The organism is Pseudomonas sp. SCB32 (genome assembly GCF_009189165.1).
GTDB lineage: Bacteria > Pseudomonadota > Gammaproteobacteria > Pseudomonadales > Pseudomonadaceae > Pseudomonas.
Genome location: NZ_CP045118.1, coordinates 6,090,513 through 6,108,875, shown reverse-complemented (window position 1 = coordinate 6,108,875; position 18,363 = coordinate 6,090,513). Strand labels below are relative to the sequence as shown.

At 66.7% G+C, this 18,363-nt stretch carries 14 protein-coding genes and 1 pseudogene; 7 read left to right on the top strand and 8 right to left on the bottom strand.

All coding sequences use genetic code 11. The features are described from left to right. Positions 1-63 precede the first annotated feature (63 nt). Positions 64-972, bottom strand: a complete 909-nt coding sequence (locus GA645_RS27815; protein ID WP_152227488.1) for a LysR family transcriptional regulator — start codon at positions 970-972, stop codon at positions 64-66. A gap of 64 nt (positions 973-1,036) precedes the next feature. Here GA645_RS27815 and GA645_RS27810 point away from each other — a divergent pair, with 64 nt between their 5' ends. The 7 genes and pseudogenes from GA645_RS27810 to GA645_RS27785 all read left to right on the top strand — a co-directional run bounded on the left by GA645_RS27810 (position 1,037) and on the right by GA645_RS27785 (position 9,000). After that, the gene (locus GA645_RS27810) at positions 1,037-1,963 is read left to right on the top strand and encodes a carbon-nitrogen hydrolase family protein (protein ID WP_152227486.1); all 927 of its coding nucleotides are present in this window, start codon (positions 1,037-1,039) and stop codon (positions 1,961-1,963) included. A gap of 175 nt (positions 1,964-2,138) precedes the next feature. Next, positions 2,139-3,629 carry an aldehyde dehydrogenase gene (locus GA645_RS27805; protein WP_152227484.1) on the top strand — a complete coding sequence of 497 codons (1,491 nt, stop codon included), beginning with the start codon at positions 2,139-2,141 and terminating at the stop codon, positions 3,627-3,629. A 35-nt stretch (positions 3,630-3,664) separates the two neighbouring features. Further along, positions 3,665-3,825, top strand: a pseudogene (locus GA645_RS29355) (hypothetical protein); the annotation flags it as partial. Further along, entirely contained in the window at positions 3,822-5,204 is a 1,383-nt protein-coding gene (locus tag GA645_RS27800; protein WP_152227483.1) for an aspartate aminotransferase family protein, read from the top strand. The pseudogene GA645_RS29355 and the gene GA645_RS27800, both read left to right, overlap by 4 nt. A 174-nt stretch (positions 5,205-5,378) precedes the next feature. Next, a complete protein-coding gene (locus GA645_RS27795; RefSeq protein WP_152227481.1) occupies positions 5,379-6,431 on the top strand; it encodes an ABC transporter substrate-binding protein in 1,053 nt (350 codons plus the stop codon). Positions 6,432-6,499: 68 nt separating this feature from the next. After that, complete coding sequence (locus tag GA645_RS27790; protein WP_152227479.1) at positions 6,500-7,891, top strand: cytosine permease; 1,392 nt, start codon at positions 6,500-6,502, stop codon at positions 7,889-7,891. Continuing rightward, positions 7,888-9,000 carry a class II histone deacetylase gene (locus tag GA645_RS27785; RefSeq protein ID WP_152227477.1) on the top strand — a complete coding sequence of 371 codons (1,113 nt, stop codon included), beginning with the start codon at positions 7,888-7,890 and terminating at the stop codon, positions 8,998-9,000. The genes GA645_RS27790 and GA645_RS27785 overlap by 4 nt, the downstream gene beginning before the upstream one ends. A gap of 145 nt (positions 9,001-9,145) precedes the next feature. Here the strand turns inward: GA645_RS27785 and fdhA are convergent, their stop codons facing one another. The 7 genes from fdhA to glyA form a co-directional block, all read right to left on the bottom strand. Continuing rightward, the gene (gene fdhA, locus GA645_RS27780) at positions 9,146-10,345 is read right to left on the bottom strand and encodes a formaldehyde dehydrogenase, glutathione-independent (RefSeq protein ID WP_152227475.1); all 1,200 of its coding nucleotides are present in this window, start codon (positions 10,343-10,345) and stop codon (positions 9,146-9,148) included. A gap of 279 nt (positions 10,346-10,624) precedes the next feature. Next, positions 10,625-11,482: a formyltetrahydrofolate deformylase gene (locus GA645_RS27775; protein WP_152227473.1), complete on the bottom strand. Its 858-nt coding sequence runs from the start codon at positions 11,480-11,482 to the stop codon at positions 10,625-10,627. Between the two features lie 60 nt (positions 11,483-11,542). Beyond that, complete coding sequence (locus GA645_RS27770; RefSeq protein WP_152227471.1) at positions 11,543-12,178, bottom strand: sarcosine oxidase subunit gamma; 636 nt, start codon at positions 12,176-12,178, stop codon at positions 11,543-11,545. A 90-nt stretch (positions 12,179-12,268) separates the two neighbouring features. Next, the gene (locus GA645_RS27765) at positions 12,269-15,289 is read right to left on the bottom strand and encodes a sarcosine oxidase subunit alpha (RefSeq protein WP_152227469.1); all 3,021 of its coding nucleotides are present in this window, start codon (positions 15,287-15,289) and stop codon (positions 12,269-12,271) included. Beyond that, entirely contained in the window at positions 15,289-15,618 is a 330-nt protein-coding gene (locus tag GA645_RS27760) for a sarcosine oxidase subunit delta (protein ID WP_152227467.1), read from the bottom strand. The genes GA645_RS27765 and GA645_RS27760 overlap by 1 nt, the downstream gene beginning before the upstream one ends. A 12-nt stretch (positions 15,619-15,630) precedes the next feature. Next, positions 15,631-16,881 (bottom strand): sarcosine oxidase subunit beta, encoded by a 1,251-nt coding sequence (locus GA645_RS27755; protein ID WP_152227466.1) that lies wholly within the window; start codon positions 16,879-16,881, stop codon positions 15,631-15,633. 131 nt (positions 16,882-17,012) lie between these two features. Further along, positions 17,013-18,266: a serine hydroxymethyltransferase gene (gene glyA, locus GA645_RS27750; RefSeq protein ID WP_152227464.1), complete on the bottom strand. Its 1,254-nt coding sequence runs from the start codon at positions 18,264-18,266 to the stop codon at positions 17,013-17,015. Positions 18,267-18,363: the final 97 nt, after the last annotated feature.

The window sequence follows — 18,363 nt, the reverse complement described above, 5'->3', positions numbered from 1 at the left end:
GTTCGCGAGCACGCTCGCTCCTACGAAAAGCGAAAAGCGAAAAGCGAAAAGCGAAAAGCGGCCTCAGTGCTGCCCGCTCAACTCTTCCCGTGCGTAATCGACGAACAGCTGCGCCGGCTTGGTCAGCTGGGCGCGCTTGAGCCAGGCGGCGACCAGGCCGGAGGCGCTGACGTCCTCGGCGATGTTCACCATCACTACCTTCTTGCCGTCGTAGGTGCACTCCGAGTGCGGGCGGGTCACCAGCACCGAGAAGCCGAAGCCCTGGCCGACCATGCCGCGCACCATCTCGATCGATGGCGAGCTGAAGGCGATGTGCGGGTTCAGCCCCAGTTCCTCGAAGATGCTCACGAAATAGGTACGACTTGGCTGCACATCGAGCAGGATCATCGGCTCCAGCGCCAGGTCGCGCAGGGATACCTTCTCCTGCTGGGCGAAGCGATGGTCTGCCGGCAGCAGCGCATAGGGGCGCTGGGCCTGCATCAGTGGATCGGTGGCGATGGTGCCGTCCAGGTCGTGGTCGTAGAGCAGCGCAAGGTCGAAGCGGCCGGCGGTCAGGCCCTGCACCAGCTCCTGCTGTTCACCGTCGCTGATGCGGATCTCCACGCCCGGATAGCGTTCACGGAAGCCCGCGATCAGGCGCGGCAGGTAGAGCGGGGCGACGGTCTCGAAGCAGCCGATGTCGATCTGCCCGGCCACCACGTCGTTGTCCGCCAGGGCGTTCTGCTCGAACTCATGGGCCATGCGCAGCAGCTCCTGCGCCTTGCGGTAGAAGCGCGCGCCGCTGGGGGTCAGGGAGACGCCCTGGGCGTGGTGGCGGATGAACAGCTGCACGCCGAAGCTCTCCTCCAGGCCCTTGATCGCCGTGGAGATGGACGGCTGCGCGATGTACAGCTTGCGCGACGCCTCGGCCACGCTGCCGCATTCCACGGTGGTCACGAAATACTTCAATTGCCGCAAGGTATAGGAAGCCACTGCACGCCTCGTTGATGCTTTTTTATACAAGATACCGTGTTGCGCCGGCCCGCGGGGATGGGCCATGGCGAAGATTTTCCTCGCTGGCGACCACATTTTTCATGGCCTTGACCGTCTGCTGCGTCCCGCCGGGCACGGGCATACTCCGGCGACCGCGCAATTCCCCTACACGCAGCTCGGAGTAAAGCTCATGCGCATCGCCCTGTGGCAGACCTGCGGACTTCCCGGTGACATCGCCGGCAATCTCGAACAGCTGGAACGCCAGGCCGACGCCGCCGCGGCGGCCGGCGCGCAGCTACTGCTGTGCCCGGAGCTGTGGTTGGGCGGCTACAACGTCCCGCAGCGCATGGCCGAGCTGGCCGAGGCGGCGGATGGCCCATCGGCGCGCTGCATCGGCGAGCTGGTGGCGCGGCGCCTGGGCATCGCCATCGCCTATGGCTACGCCGAGCGCCATCCCCAGGGCGGCAAGCCGTACAACTCGGTGCAGGTGATCGGCCCGAGCGGCGAACCCATCGCGCATTACCGCAAGACCCACCTGTTCGGCGCCATGGAAGCGGAGCTGTTCAGCGCCGGTGATCGCCTGGGGCTGCCCTTCGAGTACGCCGGCTGGCGCATCGGGCTGCTCAATGGCGTAGACCTGGAATACCCCGAGGCGGTGCGCACCCATGCCCTGAACGGCGCCGGACTGGTCCTGATTCCCACCGCGCTGACCCCGGAATACGCCGTGGTGTCGAGCGTGATCGCCCCGGCGCGGGCGCTGGAGAATCAGCTGTTCGTCGCCTGCTGCAGCCGTAGCGGGGTGGAGGAGGGGCTGCAGTTCCTCGGCGGCTCCTGCATCGCCGCGCCCGACGGCCAGCGGCTGGCGGTGGCCGGCTCGGGTGAGAGCATGCTGCTGGTGGACCTGGACCCGCACCAGCGGACCCATCTGACGGAGACCTTCCCCTACCTGCCAGGCCGCCGCCCGGAGCTGTACAGCGCGCTCACCCGCTGACGGGGAGCCCCGTAGCGGTGCGCCTCGAACCAGGCTGGTGCGGGCTGCCCAGCTTTTTCATATACCCCGAAGACAAATTTAATAATTTTCCTAGGCCGGGGCTTGGGCGACCATCGATTGCATATCCAGAACAACAAAGTCGCCCCGTGATGCGACTTGAAGCAGGAGTGCCTTGGTGTACGAGCTCAACGACTGGCAGCAGCGCGCTGCCCGGCAGACCTTCATCGACAGCGCCCTGATCGGCGGCCGCCGCGTGGCCGCTCGTGACGGTGCCACCTTCGCATCCGTCGACCCGGCGACCAACCGTCTGCTGGCGAATGTCGCCGCTTGCGGCGAGGCCGAAGTCGACGCCGCCGTGCGTGTCGCCCGCCAGGCCTTCGAGACCGGTCCCTGGGCGCGCATGGCGCCGCGCGAGCGCAAGGCCGTGCTGCTCAAGCTCGCCGAGCTGATGATGGTTCATCGCGACGAGCTGGCCCTGCTGGACACCCTGAACATGGGCAAGCCGGTCATGGATGCCTGGAACATCGACGTGCCCGGCGCCGCTGGCGTGTTCTCCTGGTACGCCGAAAGCCTCGACAAGCTCTACGACCAGGTTGCGCCGACCGCGCAGGACGCCCTGGCCACCATCACCCGCACCCCGCTGGGCGTGATCGGTGCCGTGGTGCCGTGGAACTTCCCCCTCGACATGGCCGCCTGGAAGCTGGCGCCGGCCCTGGCCGCCGGCAACTCCGTGGTGCTCAAGCCTGCCGAGCAGTCGCCGTTCTCCGCCCTGCGCCTGGCCGAGCTGGCGCTGGAAGCCGGCCTGCCCGAAGGCGTGCTGAACGTGGTCACCGGCCTGGGCGAAGCCGCCGGCAAGGCGCTGGGTCTGCACCCGGACGTAGACGCCCTGGTGTTCACCGGCTCGACCCAGGTCGGCAAGTACTTCATGCAGTATTCCGCCCAGTCCAACCTCAAGCAGGTCTGGCTGGAGTGCGGCGGCAAGAGCCCGAACCTGGTGTTCGCCGACTGCCGCGACCTCGATCTGGCCGCTGAAAAAGCCGCCTTCGGCATCTTCTTCAACCAGGGCGAAGTCTGCTCGGCCAACTCGCGCCTGCTGGTGGAGCGTTCGATCCACGACGAATTCGTCGAGCGCCTGATCGCCAAGGCCCGCAACTGGGCGCCGGGCGACCCGCTGAACCCGGCCAGCCGTGCCGGCGCCATCGTCGACGGCAAGCAGACCGCCGGCATCATGCGCTGCATCGACCAGGCCGCCAGCGACGGCGCCACGCTCGCTTGCGGTGGCCGCCAGCTGAGCTTCAACGGTTCCGACAACTTCATCGAGCCGACCATCTTCACCGGCGTGCGCCCGGAGCAGAGCCTGGCCCGCGACGAGGTGTTCGGCCCGGTGCTGGCGGTGATTCCGTTCGACAGCGAAGACGACGCCGTGCGCATGGCCAACGACAGCATCTACGGCCTGGCCGCCTCCCTGTGGAGCGACGACCTGCACCGTGCCCACCGCGTGGCGCGCCGCCTGAACGCCGGCACCGTGTCGGTGAACACCGTGGACGCCCTGGACCCGGCGATTCCGTTCGGCGGTGGCAAGCAGTCCGGTTTTGGCCGCGACCTGTCGCTGCACTCGTTCGACAAATACACCCAGCTGAAGACCACCTGGTTCCAGCTGCGCTGATTCCGGCCCGGACCCGACCCGCACACCCGTTGCGGGTTGTGGTCCGGCGGATCAAGCGAGAGATGCTCTACCCTGTTTTCGTACCCGAACCGCTCGAGACGGCCGGTGAGACTGCCCAGGTAAGTCCGTCGCCCTCGATCCCCTGCAATCCCCGATGGCCAGACGTACGCCTCGGGAACTTGGAGAACGTCGATGACCGACCAGATCAGACCGCAACGTGAAACCCGCGATTATCAGAAAGCGGACGCGGCTCACCACATTCATGCCTTCCTCGACCAGAAGGCGCTGAACGCCGAAGGCCCGCGCGTAATGGTGCGTGGTGAAGGCCTGCACCTGTGGGACAACGACGGCAACCGTTACCTCGACGGCATGTCCGGCCTGTGGTGCACCAACCTGGGCTACGGCCGCAAGGACCTGACCGCCGCCGCCACCGCGCAGCTGGATGAACTGCCCTACTACAACATGTTCTTCCACACCACCCACCCGGCGGTGATCGAGCTCTCCGAGACCCTCTTCAGCCTGCTGCCCGACCACTACAGCCACGCGATCTACACCAACTCCGGCTCCGAGGCCAACGAGGTGCTGATCCGTACCGTGCGCCGCTTCTGGCAGGTTGCCGGCAAGCCGCAGAAGAAGATCATGATCGGCCGCTGGAACGGCTACCACGGCTCCACCCTGGCGGCCACCGCCCTGGGCGGCATGAAGTTCATGCACGAGATGGGCGGCCTGATCCCGGACATCGCGCACATCGACGAGCCCTACTTCTTCGCTGCCGGCGGTGACCTGACCCCGGCCGAGTTCGGCCGTCGCTGCGCGCTGCAGCTGGAAGAGAAGATCCTCGAACTGGGCGCGGAAAACGTCGCCGGCTTCATCGCCGAGCCGTTCCAGGGCGCCGGCGGCATGATCTTCCCGCCGGAAAGCTACTGGCCGGAAATCCAGCGCATCTGCCGTCAGTACGACGTGCTGCTGTGCGCCGACGAAGTGATCGGCGGCTTCGGCCGTACCGGCGAGTGGTTCGCCCACCAGCACTTCGGCTTCCAGCCCGACACCCTGTCCATCGCCAAGGGCCTGACCTCCGGCTACATCCCCATGGGCGGCCTGGTGCTGAGCAAGCGCATTGCCCAGACCCTGGTGGAAGAGGGCGGCGTGTTCGCCCACGGCCTGACCTACTCCGGCCACCCGGTGGCGGCGGCGGTAGCCGTGGCCAACCTGCGCGCGCTGCGTGACGAGGGCTGGGTCAACCAGGTGAAGAACGACACCGGTCCGTACCTGCAGCAGTGCCTGCGCGAAGTCTTCGGCAACCACCCGCTGGTGGGCGACATCCAGGGCGCCGGCTTCGTCGCCGCGCTGCAGTTCGTCCAGGACAAGGCCACCCGCAAGCGCTTCGACAACGAAAACGACATCGCCTGGCGCTGCCGCACCATCGGCTTCGAGGAGGGCCTGATCATTCGCTCCACCCTCGGCCGCATGATCATGGCGCCGGCGCTGGTCGCAGGCCGTGCCGAGATCGACGAGCTGGTCGAGAAGACCCGCCGCGCGGTCGACCGCACTGCCCAGGAAATCGGCGTGCTCTAAGGCGCCCCGTGGGCCCCGGCTTGCTCGCGAGCAAGCCGGGGCCCGCAAAAAGCTATTCCAACAACAACGCCGCGAGCGCAACGACGCCCGCGCGATGGAACCCCTTAAGGCCGGCTTCTGGCCGGCTGCTGCCCAGCAACACAACAACGCCAATCGGCTGTGGGAGTTCGTTCCATGTATCCGTCCTTGCTTAAACACGCAACCCTGTCCTGCGCCCTGCTCGCCACTGCCATTGCCGGCAGTGCCCAGGCGCAATCGCAAAGCCTGACCGTGATCTCTTTTGGCGGCGCCACCAAGGCTGCCCAGGAACAGGCCTATTTCAAACCTTTCGAAGCCAGCGGTGCCGGAAAGATCGTCGCCGGCGAGTACAACGGCGAGATGGCCAAGGTGAAGGCCATGGTTGACGTCGGCAAGGTCACATGGGATGTGGTTGAAGTAGAAAGCCCCGAGCTGCTGCGCGGCTGCGACGAGGGCCTGTTCGAGCACATCGATCCGAAGGCCATCGGTGACGAGGCGCAGTTCGTCCCCGGCACCCTGAGCGAGTGCGGCGTGGCCACCTACGTCTGGTCGATGGTGATGGCCTACAACAGCGCCAAGGTCGCCAAGGCTCCGCAGACCTGGGCCGACTTCTGGAACACCACCGAATATCCGGGCAAGCGCGGCCTGCGCAAGGGCGCCAAGTACACCCTGGAAATCGCCTTGCTGGCCGACGGCGTGAAGCAGGAAGACCTGTACAAGGTGCTGGGTACTAAGGAAGGCGTCGACCGCGCCTTCGCCAAGCTCGACCAGCTCAAGTCCAACATTCAGTGGTGGGAAGCCGGCGCGCAACCGCCGCAGTGGCTGACCGCCGGTGACGTGGTGATGAGCGCCGCTTACAACGGCCGTATCGCCGCCGCCCAGAAAGAGGGCGTGAAGCTCGGCATCGTCTGGCCGGGCAGCCTGTACGACCCGGAATACTGGGCCGTGGTGAAGGGCACCCCGAACAAGGCGCTGGCCGAGAAGTTCATCGCCTTCGCCAGCCAGCCGCAGACCCAGAAGGTCTTCTCCGACAACATCCCCTACGGCCCGGTCAACAAGGGCACCCTGGACCTGCTGCCGGCTGACGTGCGCAACGCACTGCCCACCGCGCCGGCCAACCTGGAAGGCGCCCGCGCCGTCGATTCCGCATTCTGGGTCGACCACGGCGAGGAACTGGAACAGCGCTTCAACGCCTGGGCGGCGCACTGATCCCGTCCTGACTCGTGCCCGGCGTCCGCGCCGGGCACTTGCCCTGCATCACCCGCGTGAGAACTCCAATGACAACGACGCAAAACTCGTCGGCGACTCTGGAGCTGAGCACCATTCAGCCCATTGCCGCCCATGAACGTCACGGCCGTGCCCGTGATCTTTTCACCATCTGGTTCGGCAGCAACATCATGCTGCTCACCGTGGTCACCGGTGCGCTGGCCGTCACCGTGTTCAAGCTGCCGTTCTTCAGCGCCGTGCTGGCGCTGGTGCTCGGCCACCTGGTCGGCGGGATCTTCATGGCCCTGCACTCGGCCCAGGGCCCGCAACTGGGCGTGCCGCAGATGGTGCAGACCCGCGGCCAGTTCGGCTCCTTCGGTTCGCTGCTGGTGGTCGCCCTGGTGGTGATCATGTACCTGGGCTTCTTCGCCTCCAACCTGGTGCTCGGCGGCCAGACCCTGAGCGCGCGCTTCCCGGCGATCAGCACCAACGAGGGCATCCTCGCGGTCGGTGCTCTGAGCGTCATCGCAACCATCTTCGGTTACCGCCTGATCCACGGTTACACCCGGCTGATGTGCTGGCTGTCCGGTGCGGTGCTGCTGGTCTGCTTCGTCTGGCTGCTATTCGTCCACGGCCTGCCGGCGGACCTGCTGCAGCGTAACCAGACCACCATCCCCGGCTTCCTCGGCGCGCTGTCCATCGCCGCCCTCTGGCAGCTGGCCTATGCGCCCTACGTTTCCGACTACTCGCGCTACATGCCGCAGGGCACCGGTTCGCGCACGGCCTTCTGGTCCAGCTACTGGGGCTGCTGCCTGGGTTCGATCCTGCCGATGCTGCTCGGTGTGTTGGTCGGCCTGGCGGTCGGTGAGGGCGACGTGATCGCGGGCCTGATCGAGATGACCGGCGGCTTCAGCGCCGTGATGGTCGCGGTGTTCTCCTTCGGCATCGCCGCCACCAACTCGATGAACCTGTATTGCGGCACGCTCTCGACCATCACCGTCGGCCAGACCCTGATCCCGGCCTGGACCGCGAAAGCCGGCTGGCGCGCGGTGATCGCCCTGGCGCTGTTCGGTGGCTCGCTGGCCATCGCCCTGCTCGGCCAGGACAATTTCATGGCCAACTACACCAACTTCATCCTGCTGCTGCTCTACGTGCTGGTGCCCTGGAGCGCGATCAACCTGGTCGACTACTACCTGGTGGCCCACGGCGAGTACGACGTGCTGTCGTTCTTCCGCCGCGACGGCGGCATCTACGGCACCTTCAACTGGACCGCGGTGAACTGCTACATCTTCGGCATCCTGGTGCAGATTCCCTTCATGTCCACCGCGCTCTACACCGGCCCGGCCGCCCAGGCCATGAACGGTGCGGACATCTCCTGGGTGGTCGGCCTGGGCGTGGTCTCGCCGGTCTACTGGCTGTTCAGCCGCAAGCGTCAACAAAGCCTGAAGGTGGCCCGCGCATGAGCCGCCGTACCGGATTCTTCTTCGACGAACGCTGCTTCTGGCACGCCACCGGGCTGCACGCGCTGATCCTCCCGGTCGGTGGCTGGTTGCAACCTCCAGTGAGCGGCGGCCATGCCGAATCGCCCGAGAGCAAGCGCCGGCTGAAGAGCCTGATGGACGTCTCCGGCCTCAGCGCCCAGCTCACGCTTTCCAGCGCGCCCATGGCCAGCGAGGAAGACCTGCTGCGAGTGCATCCGGCGAGCTACCTGGAACGCTTCAAGGCCTACAGCGAAGTCGGTCACGGCGACATGGGCGAGGAAACCATGGTCAGCCATGGCACCTACGACATCGCCCGGCAGTCGGCGGGCCTGACCATCGCCGCGGTTGACGCGGTGCTGCGCGGCGAGCTGGACAACGCCTACGCGCTGTCCCGTCCGCCGGGTCACCACTGCCTGCCCGATCGCGGCATGGGCTTCTGCTACCTGGCGAATATCGCCGTGGCGGTGGAGACGGCCAAGGCGCGCCACGGCATCAAGCGCGTGGCGGTGCTGGACTGGGACGTGCACCACGGCAACGGCACCGAGGCGATCTTCTACGGCCGCGATGACGTGCTGACCCTGTCGATCCACCAGGCCGACTGCTACCCCACCGGTACCGGCGCGGTGGACGATATCGGTGAGGGTGCGGGCAAGGGCTACAACCTCAACGTGCCGCTCTATCCGGGCAGTGGCGATGACGCCTATCGCGTGGCCATGGAAACCATCATCGTGCCGGCGCTGGAGCGCTTCCAGCCCGAGCTGATCGTGGTTGCCAGCGGCTTCGACGCCAACGGCGTGGACCCGCTGGCGCGCATGCTCGCCCACAGCGAGACCTTCCGCTTCATGACCGCCGCCGTGCGTGACGCCGCCGAGCGCCTGTGCGATGGCCGCCTGGTGGTGGTGCACGAGGGTGGTTACGCGGAAGCCTACGTGCCGTTCTGCGGCCACGCGGTGATCGAGGAAATGGCCGGCGTGCGCACCGAAGTGGTCGATCCCTTCCTGCCGATGCTCGAAGGCCAGCAGCCGGACGCGGACTTCCGCGCCTTCCAGCGCCAGGCCCTGGCGCGGATGGCGGAGAAGCTGCTGGGCTGACGTCGAACGCCTTCGTAGGGCGCATGACGCCTCAAGCGTCATCCGCCTTCGGCGGTGTAGCATCCGGGCAAAAAAGAGGGAGCCTTGCGGCTCCCTTGGAGAGACGACCGCGGTAGTGGGACCGCGGCCGGGGGCTGTTGCGCCGTCAGGCGGCGCGGAAAATGTTGTGCGGGTCGATGACGAATTTCTTCGGCACGCCGGCATCGAACTCGCCATAGCCCTTCGGCGCGTCGTCCAGGGTGATGACTTCCACCCCGACGATGTCGGCGATCTTGATGCGATCCCACATGATGGCCTGCATCAGTGCACGGTTATACTTCATCACCGGGGTCTGGCCGGTGTGGAAGGTGTGCGACTTGGCCCAGCCCAGGCCGAAGCGGATGCTCAGCGCGCCGTGCTTGGCGGCGTCATCCACCGCACCCGGATCTTCGGTGACGTACAGGCCCGGAATGCCGATCTTGCCGGCAACGCGAACCACGCCCATCAGCGAGTTGAGCACGGTGGCCGGAGCCTCGTGCTGCGATCCGGAATGGCCATGGCCACGGGCTTCGAAGCCCACCGCGTCGACCGCGCAGTCCACTTCCGGCTCGCCCAGCAGATCGGCGATCTGCTCGTGCAGCGGGGTGTCCTTGGACAGGTCGGCGATTTCGAAGCCCTGGGCCTTGGCATGGGCCAGGCGGGTCGGGTTGACGTCACCGACGATCACCACGGCGGCGCCCAGCAGGCGGGCCGAGGCGGCGGCGGCAAGACCCACCGGACCTGCGCCGGCGACGTAGACGGTGCTGCCCGGACCAACGCCGGCGGTGACCGCGCCGTGGTAACCGGTGGGCAGGATGTCGGAGAGGCAGGTCAGGTCGCGGATCTTCTCCATCGCCAGCTCGCGGTTCGGCAGCTTCAGCAGGTTGAAGTCGGCGTAGGGGACCATCACGTATTCGGCCTGGCCACCGACCCAGCCGCCCATGTCGACGTAGCCGTAGGCACCGCCGGCACGAGACGGGTTGACCGTCAGGCAGACGCCGGTGTGCTGCTCCTTGCAGGTACGGCAGTGGCCGCAGGCGACGTTGAACGGCACCGAGACCAGGTCGCCGATCTTCATGGTTTCGACGCCGCGGCCGATCTCCACCACCTCACCGGTGATCTCGTGGCCCAGCACCAGGCCGACAGGTGCGGTGGTACGACCGCGCACCATGTGCTGGTCGGAGCCGCAGATGTTGGTGGAGACGACGCGCAGGATCACCCCGTGATCGATCTGCTTGCCCTGTGGGTCCTGCATCTTCGGATAGGGGATGTTCTGTACTTCGACCTTGCCCGGGCCGAGATAAACCACACCACGATTGCCAGACATACGCATTCCTCATTGTGTTTGTGGGTACAAATGCGGGCACTACGGCCACACGGTTTTGCACTGGGATGTCGTGTGTTGCGCGACAGGGCCGGGATTGCTGGCAGCCGGCGGTCCGTCGGTGTTGCTCGGGTTTCTGGGTCCCCGCGTTCGCGGGGACCCAGTGAAAAGAGCGTCTCCCCTGTAAGCGGGGGACCGTAGGGCGGATGAACTCCATCCGCTGTCCGGGTTGGCATGGCGGATAACGCCTGCGGCGTTATGCGCCCTACGGGAGTGGCGCGGTTACAGCACCACTGTCCGGTTGGCATTCAGGAAGACACGTTTCTCGATGTGGTAGCCCACGGCTTTCGCCAGGGTCAGGCACTCCACGTCGCGGCCCTTGGCGATCAGGTCCTCGGGGTAGTGGGAGTGATCCACCGGCTCGACGCCCTGGGCGATGATCGGACCCTCGTCGAGGTCGTTGTTGATGTAGTGGGCGGTGGCGCCGACCAGCTTCACGCCCTTCTGGTAGGCCTGGTGGTAAGGCTTGGCGCCCTTGAAGCCGGGCAGCAGCGAGTGGTGGATATTGATCGCCCAGCCATCCAGACGCCGGCACAGCTCGGGGGAGAGCACCTGCATGTAGCGGGCGAGGATCACCAGTTCGGCACCGGATTGTTCGATCACCTGCCAGACCTTCGCCTCCTGCGCGCCCTTGTCGTTCGGGTCGAGGGGGAAGTGGTGGTAGGGGATGCCATGCCAGCGGGCGAGCGGTTCCAGGTCCGGGTGGTTGGAGACCACCGCCATTACGTCCATCGGCAACTGGCCGATGCGCTGGCGGTAGAGCAGGTCGTTCAGGCAGTGGTCGGCCTTGGAGACCATGATCACCACCTTGCTGCGGTAGCCCGGCGGGGTCAGCTCGACGTTCATCTGGAAGGGCGAGACGCGGTCGGCGAGGCCGGCGCGGAAGGCCGTTTCGTCGAAGCCGTCGCCGGCACGGAACTCGATGCGGATGAAGAAGCGCTGCGCCAGGCGGTCATCGAACGAGTGGTGCTCGGTGACGTAGCAGCGCTGTTCGAACAGGTAGCGCGTGACCACGTCGACCGTGCCCAGCAGGCTCGGACTGTCGGCGGTGAGAATCCAGGTATCGGGTGTGCGGCTCATGGTCTGGCTCCGATCGGAGAGTGCCCCCTCTCCCGGTGGGAGAGGGGGCCTGGGTACCACTTATGCGGCGACTTGCAGGCCGTACTCGGCGCAGGAGTCCTGCAGCCACAGCCAGAAGTAGTCGGAGAAGCTGCGGCGCACCACCAGCTCCCAGGTGTTCTCGCCGGTGTGGCGGATCACCAGCTGGGACTTGGCGAAGATGGTGCCGACCGCCTTGCCCACCGGGAAATTGCTCGGGTGCACGTCGTAGCTGGTGGACTTCATCAGCACTTCGCGGACCTTGGCGCCTTCCAGCTCCAGCAGGGTCTGGCCGCCGCTGACGTTGATCACCGAGTAGTGCAGGTCTTCGCCCAGGGCCTTGCGCAGGCTCTGTTCGACGGCGAACTCCTGGCCACCGGGGACGATCAGCAGCCACTCGTCCGGGCCGAGCCACTGCAGCGAGGTGTCGCCCTTGGCCACCAGGGTCAGGGCTACCGGCAGCTCCAGGCCCAGGGCTTTTTTCACGCCGGCGGCGAAGGCCGGGTCGTGGGCGTCGCCGCGCAGGGTCAGGTGGCCGAGGAATTTCTTCTCGCGCAAGGTCACACCGGCGTTGGCCACCTTGCGGTTGGCGAGCTTGTCCAGCTCGGCGTGGTGCAGGGGCGATTCGGCCTGGATGCCGGCTTCGGGGCGCTGTTCGTAGAGATTGGCTTTGCTCATGTTCTGTTCACCTTGGGGCGCGGCGCGCCTGGGAAATCGGTCAGCCCGCTCCGATCACGGAGCGGGCGCGGGAGGGGCGTGCCCCTCCGATCAATCCACGTTCTGCCGTTCCCCTTTCGGGTCGTAGAACACCGAGCCGCAGATTTCCGCCTCGATCACACGGCCATCGGCCAGCGGGGCGTAGACCTTCTCGCCCATGCGCTTGAGACCGCCCTTGACCACCGCCAGGGCGAAGCCGTAGCCGAGGCTGCTGCTCATGTAGCTGGAGGTGACGTGACCGACCATGTTCATCGGGATCGATTGCTGGGTGTTGAACACCAACTGCGCACCCTCGGGCAGCACGTCCATCGGGTTGGTGGGCTTGAGGCCGACCAGCTGCTTGCGGTCCTCGCGCTGGCAGTCGGCGCGGTTCATGCCGCGCCAGCCGATCCAGGAGAACGGCTTGGTGCGACCCACCGCCCAACCCATGTTCAGGTCGTCCGGGGTCACCGAGGCGTCGGTGTCCTGGCCGACGATGATGAAACCCTTCTCGGCGCGCAGGACGTGCATGGTCTCGGTGCCGTACGGAGTCAGGTTGTACTTGGCGCCGGCGGCGACCATGGCTTCCAGTACACCCATGGCGTAGTTGGCCTGGATGTTCACCTCGTAGGAGAGCTCACCGGTGAAGGAGATGCGGAACACCCGCGCCGGTACGCCGGCGACCTTGCCTTCCTTCCAGGTCATGAAGGGGAAGGCGTCCTTGTCCAGGTCGATGTCGGTGATCTCGCCCAGCAGCTTGCGGCTGTTGGGGCCGGACAGGGTCAGGGTGGCCCAGTGGTCGGTGACCGAGGTGAAGTACACCTTCAGCTCCGGCCATTCGGTCTGGTGGTACAGCTCCAGCCATTCCATCACGCGGGCGGCGCCGCCGGTGGTGGTGGTCATGACGAAGTGGTTGTCGGCCAGGCATGCGGTCACGCCGTCGTCGAAGACCATCCCGTCTTCCTTGCACATCAGGCCGTAGCGGGCCTTGCCCACGTCCAGCTTGGTCCAGGCGTTGGTGTAGACGCGGTTGAGGAACTCGCGGGCGTCCGGGCCCTGGATGTCGATCTTGCCCAGGGTCGATGCGTCCAGCAGGCCGACGCTCTCACGCACAGCGCGGCACTCGCGGGCCACGGCGGCGTGCATGTCTTCGCCACGCTTGGGGAAGTACCACGGGCGCTTCCACTGGCCGACGTCCTCGAATTCGGCGCCGTTCTTCACGTGCCAGGCGTGCAGGGCAGTGAAGCGCACGGGTTCGAACAGGTGGCCGCAGTGACGGCCGGCGACGGCGCCGAAGGTCACCGGGGTGTAGTTCGGGCGGAACATGGTGGTGCCGGTGTCGGCGATGCTCTTGCCCTGGGCGCGGGCGGCGATGGCCAGGCCGTTGATGTTGCCGAGCTTGCCCTGGTCGGTGCCGAAGCCCAGCGCGGTGTAGCGCTTGACGTGCTCGATGGACTCGAAGCCCTCGCGGCAGGCCAGCTCGATGGCGGCGGCGGTGACGTCGTTCTGGGTATCGACGAACTGCTTGGGTGCGCGGGAGGTGGACTTCTCGTGGGGCACCTGGAACAGCGCGAGGGTGGCTTCCTCGGCGCGCTCGGAAGCGGCCGGCAGGTCGCCTTCCATCGCCTTGAAGCCGGCATCGACAGCCGCCTGGCTGCCGGCCTGGTAGCCGTCGGCCAGGGCGTCGGCGAGACGGAACACGCCGTTCACCGCGCCGGCGCAGATGCGCTTCTGGAAGGCCAGGCCGGGAACGAAGGCGAGGATGTCTTCACGCCATTCCGGCTTGCCGCCCAGGTGGGACGCCAGGTGCACCACCGGGCTGTAGCCGCCGGAGCTGGCGATCAGGTCGCAGTCCAGCCATTCGCCTGGGGCGTTGACCTTCATGCGGAAGGTATCGATCGAGGCGACCTTGGCACCGGTCACTCGCTTGTTGCCGCGGGCTTCGATCACCGAGCTGCCGGTGATGACGCGCATGCCGCGCTTGCGCACTTCCTCGACCCACTGGCCCTGCGGGTTGGGGCGCGCATCGGCGATGGCGACCACCTGCAGGCCGGCTTCCTGCCAGTCCAGGGCGACGCGGTAGGCGTAGTCGTTGTTGGTGGACAGCACCAGCTTCTTGCCCGGTGCCACGCCGTAGCGGCGCACATAGGTGGAGACGGCGCCGGCCAGCATGTTGCCCGGCACGTCGTTGTTCGCGTAGACCAGCGGACGCTCGTGGGCGCCGGCGGCCAGCACCACGCGCTTGGCGCGGACGCGGTGCACGCGCATGCGCACCTGGCCCAGCGGGGCGGTCTCGCCCAGGTGGTCGGTACGGCGCTCGTGGATGGTGAGGAAGTTGTGGTCGTGGTAGCCGTTGACGGTGGAGCGCGGCAGCAGGATCACGTCCGGGTTGCCTTCCAGCTCGGCGATGGCCTTGCCCACCCACTCCTCGGCCGGCTTGCCGTCGAGGGTTTCGCGGGTGTCGAGCAGGCTGCCGCCGAACTCTTCCTGTTCATCGGCGAGGATCACCCGCGCGCCACTGCGCGAGGCGGCCAGGGCAGCGGCGAGGCCTGCCGGGCCTGCGCCGACGATCAGTACGTCGGCGTGGTGGTTCATCCAGTCGTAGCTGTCCGGGTCCACTTCGGTGGGCGCGCGACCCAGGCCCGCGGCCTTGCGGATGTACTTCTCGTAGGTCAGCCACATGGACTGCGGGTACATGAAGGTCTTGTAGTAGAAGCCGGGCGGCATCATCTTGCCGCCGACCTTGCCGAAGATCCCCATCAGGTCGTTCTGCACGTTCGGCCAGCCGTTGGTGGCGCTGGCCACCAGGCCGTTGTACAGCGCCTGCTGGGTAGCGCGGACGTTGGGTACCTGGGTCGCTTCGCGCGAGCCGATCTGCAGGATGGCGTTGGGCTCTTCGGCGCCGGCGGCGACGATGCCGCGCGGGCGGGAGTACTTGAAGCTGCGACCGAGGATGTCGACGCCGTTGGCCAGCAGCGCGGCGGCCAGGGTGTCACCGGCGAAGCCCTGGTAGGTCTCGCCGTTGAAGGTGAAGGTCAGCGACTTGCTGCGGTCGATGCGACCGCCACGGGAAAGGCGATTGATCTGGCTCATTAGGCCTTCTCCACGGCGGGCTGGGAAGCGGATTTCTTCTCGGAATCAGCGGCGGTCACGCCGGGTTTTTCGCCGATCTTGTAGGTTTCGAGAATTTCGTAGGTCACCGTGTGACGGGTGACGTTGAAGTACTGGCGGCAACCGGCGGCGTGTACCCACAGCTCGTGGTGGATACCGCGCGGGTTGTCGCGGAAGAACATGTACTCGCCCCATTCCGCGTCGGTGCAGGCAGAGGGGTCGAGCGGGCGCGGGATGTGCGCCTGGCCCTTGGCGTGGAATTCCTCTTCGGAACGCAGCTCGCCGCAGTGGGGGCAGAAGATATGAAGCATGGTGAGGCCCTCTTAGTGAGCTACGGCGGCAGCGCCGTGTTCGTCGATCAGCGCGCCGGTGTGGAAGCGTTCGATGGAGAAGGGCGCGGCCAGCGGATGCGGCTCGCCCTTGGCCAGGGTCGCGGCGAAGACGTTGCCCGAGCCGGGGGTGGCCTTGAAGCCGCCGGTGCCCCAGCCGCAGTTGAAGAACAGGTTCTTCACCGGGGTCTTGCCGATGATCGGGCAGGCGTCCGGGGTGGTGTCGACGATGCCGCCCCACTGGCGGTTCATGCGTACGCGGGACAGCACCGGGAACATCTCGACGATGGCCTGCAGGGTGTGCTCGATCACCGGGTACGAGCCGCGCTGGCCGTAGCCGTTGTAGCCGTCGATGCCGGCGCCGATGACCAGGTCGCCCTTGTCCGACTGGCTGATGTAGCCGTGCACGGCGTTGGACATGATCACGCTGTCGATGATGGGTTTCAGCGGCTCGGAAACCAGGGCCTGCAGCGGGTGCGATTCGATCGGCAGGCGGAAGCCGGCGAGCTTGGCCATGTGCCCGGAGTTACCGGCGGTGACCACGCCGACGCGCTTGGCGCCGATGAAGCCGCGGTTGGTCTCGACGCCGATGACCGCGCCATCCTGCTTGCGGAAGCCGATCACTTCGGTCTGCTGGATCAGGTCCACGCCCAGGGCGTCGGCGGCACGGGCGAAGCCCCAGGCCACGGCATCGTGACGGGCCACGCCGCCGCGACGCTGCACGGTGGAGCCCATGACCGGGTAGCGGGCGCTCTTGGTGCAGTTCAGGTAGGGAATCTCTTCGGCCACCTGCTGCGCGTTGAGCAGTTCGCCGTCCACGCCGTTCAGGCGGTTGGCGCTGACGCGGCGTTCGCCGTCACGCATGTCCTGCAGGGTGTGGCAGAGGTTGTAGACGCCACGCTGGGAGAACATGACGTTGTAGTTCAGGTCCTGGGACAGGCCTTCCCACAGCTTCATGGCGTGTTCATAGAGCAGCGCGGACTCGTCCCACAGGTAGTTGGAACGCACGATGGTGGTGTTGCGCGCGGTGTTGCCGCCGCCCAGCCAGCCCTTCTCGATCACCGCGACGTTGGTGATGCCGTGTTCCTTGGCCAGGTAGTAGGCCGTGGCCAGGCCGTGGCCGCCGCCGCCGACGATGACTACGTCGTAGACCGGCTTGGGCGTGGGCGTGCGCCACATGCGTTGCCAGTTCTCGTGGTGGCTCAGGGAGTGCTTGAGCAGGCCGAAGCCGGAATAGCGTTGCATGTCGATGCTCCTGATCTTTTGCTCCCCTTCCCGAGGGAAGGGGGTAGGGTGAGGGTTGCGGCGCTGGGGTCGGGACCGATGTTTCCCTCACCTGCCCTTGGGGCGCCGTCTCCGCGAGGAGACGGGAAAACTCAACGGTAGACCGGGAAGTCCGCGCACAGGCCGGCGACCTGGGTGGCCACCTTGGCCTCCACGTCGGCGTCGCCCAGGTGGTCCAGCACATCGCAGATCCAGCCGGCCAGCTCGCGGCACTGGCTTTCCTGCAGGCCACGGGTGGTGACCGCCGGAGTGCCGATGCGGATGCCGGAGGTGACGAACGGGCTCTGCGGGTCGTTCGGCACGGCGTTCTTGTTCACGGTGATGCCGACGCGGCCGAGGGCGGCGTCCGCTTCCTTGCCGGTCAGGCCCTGCTTCACCAGGCTGATCAGCATCAGGTGGTTGTCGGTGCCGCCGGAGACCACGTCGTAGCCGCGACCGATGAATACCTCGGCCATGGCCTTGGCGTTCTGGATCACCTGGGCCTGGTAGTCCTTGAAGCCGGGTTCCAGCGCTTCCTTGAAGCACACCGCCTTGGCGGCGATCACGTGCATCAGCGGGCCGCCCTGGGCGCCGGGGAAGACGGCGGAGTTGAGCTTCTTCTCGATCTCTTCGTTGGACTTGGCCAGGATCAGGCCGCCACGCGGACCACGCAGGGTCTTGTGGGTGGTGGTGGTGACCACGTCGGCGTAGGGCAGCGGGTTCGGGTAGAGGCCCGCGGCGACCAGGCCGGCGACGTGGGCCATGTCGACGAACAGCAGCGCCCCGACCTTGTCGGCGATGGCGCGGAAGCGCGGGAAGTCGAGGGTCTTCGAATAGGCGGAGAAGCCGGCGACGATCATCTTCGGCTTGTGCTCCACGGCCAGGCGCTCGACTTCGTCGTAGTCGATCAGCCCGGTGGCGGTGTTCAGGCCGTACTGCACGGCGTTGTACAGCTTGCCGGAGGAGGAGACCTTGGCGCCGTGGGTCAGGTGGCCGCCGTGGGCCAGGCTCATGCCGAGGATGGTGTCGCCGGCATTGAGCAGTGCCAGGTAGACGGCGGCGTTGGCCGAGGAGCCGGAGTGCGGCTGGACGTTGGCGTAGTCGGCGCCGAACAGCTGTTTGGCGCGGTCGATGGCCAGCTGCTCGACCTTATCGACGTGCTCGCAGCCACCGTAGTAGCGCTTGCCCGGATAGCCTTCGGCGTACTTGTTGGTCAGCCCGCTGCCCTGGGCCTGCATGACGCGCTTGCTGGTGTAGTTCTCCGAGGCGATCAGCTCGAGGTGGTCCTCCTGGCGGGCCTCCTCGGCATCCATCGCCGCGAGCAGTTCGTCGTCATAGCCCTGGATCTGGTCGTGCTTGCTGAACATCGCTGGGTCTCCCTGCGGCGCGGGACGCGCGCCAATGGCTGGTGCAGGGCCGAGTGGCCCTCTTGACTGCGATGGTATGACTGGCCCTGCGGACCCA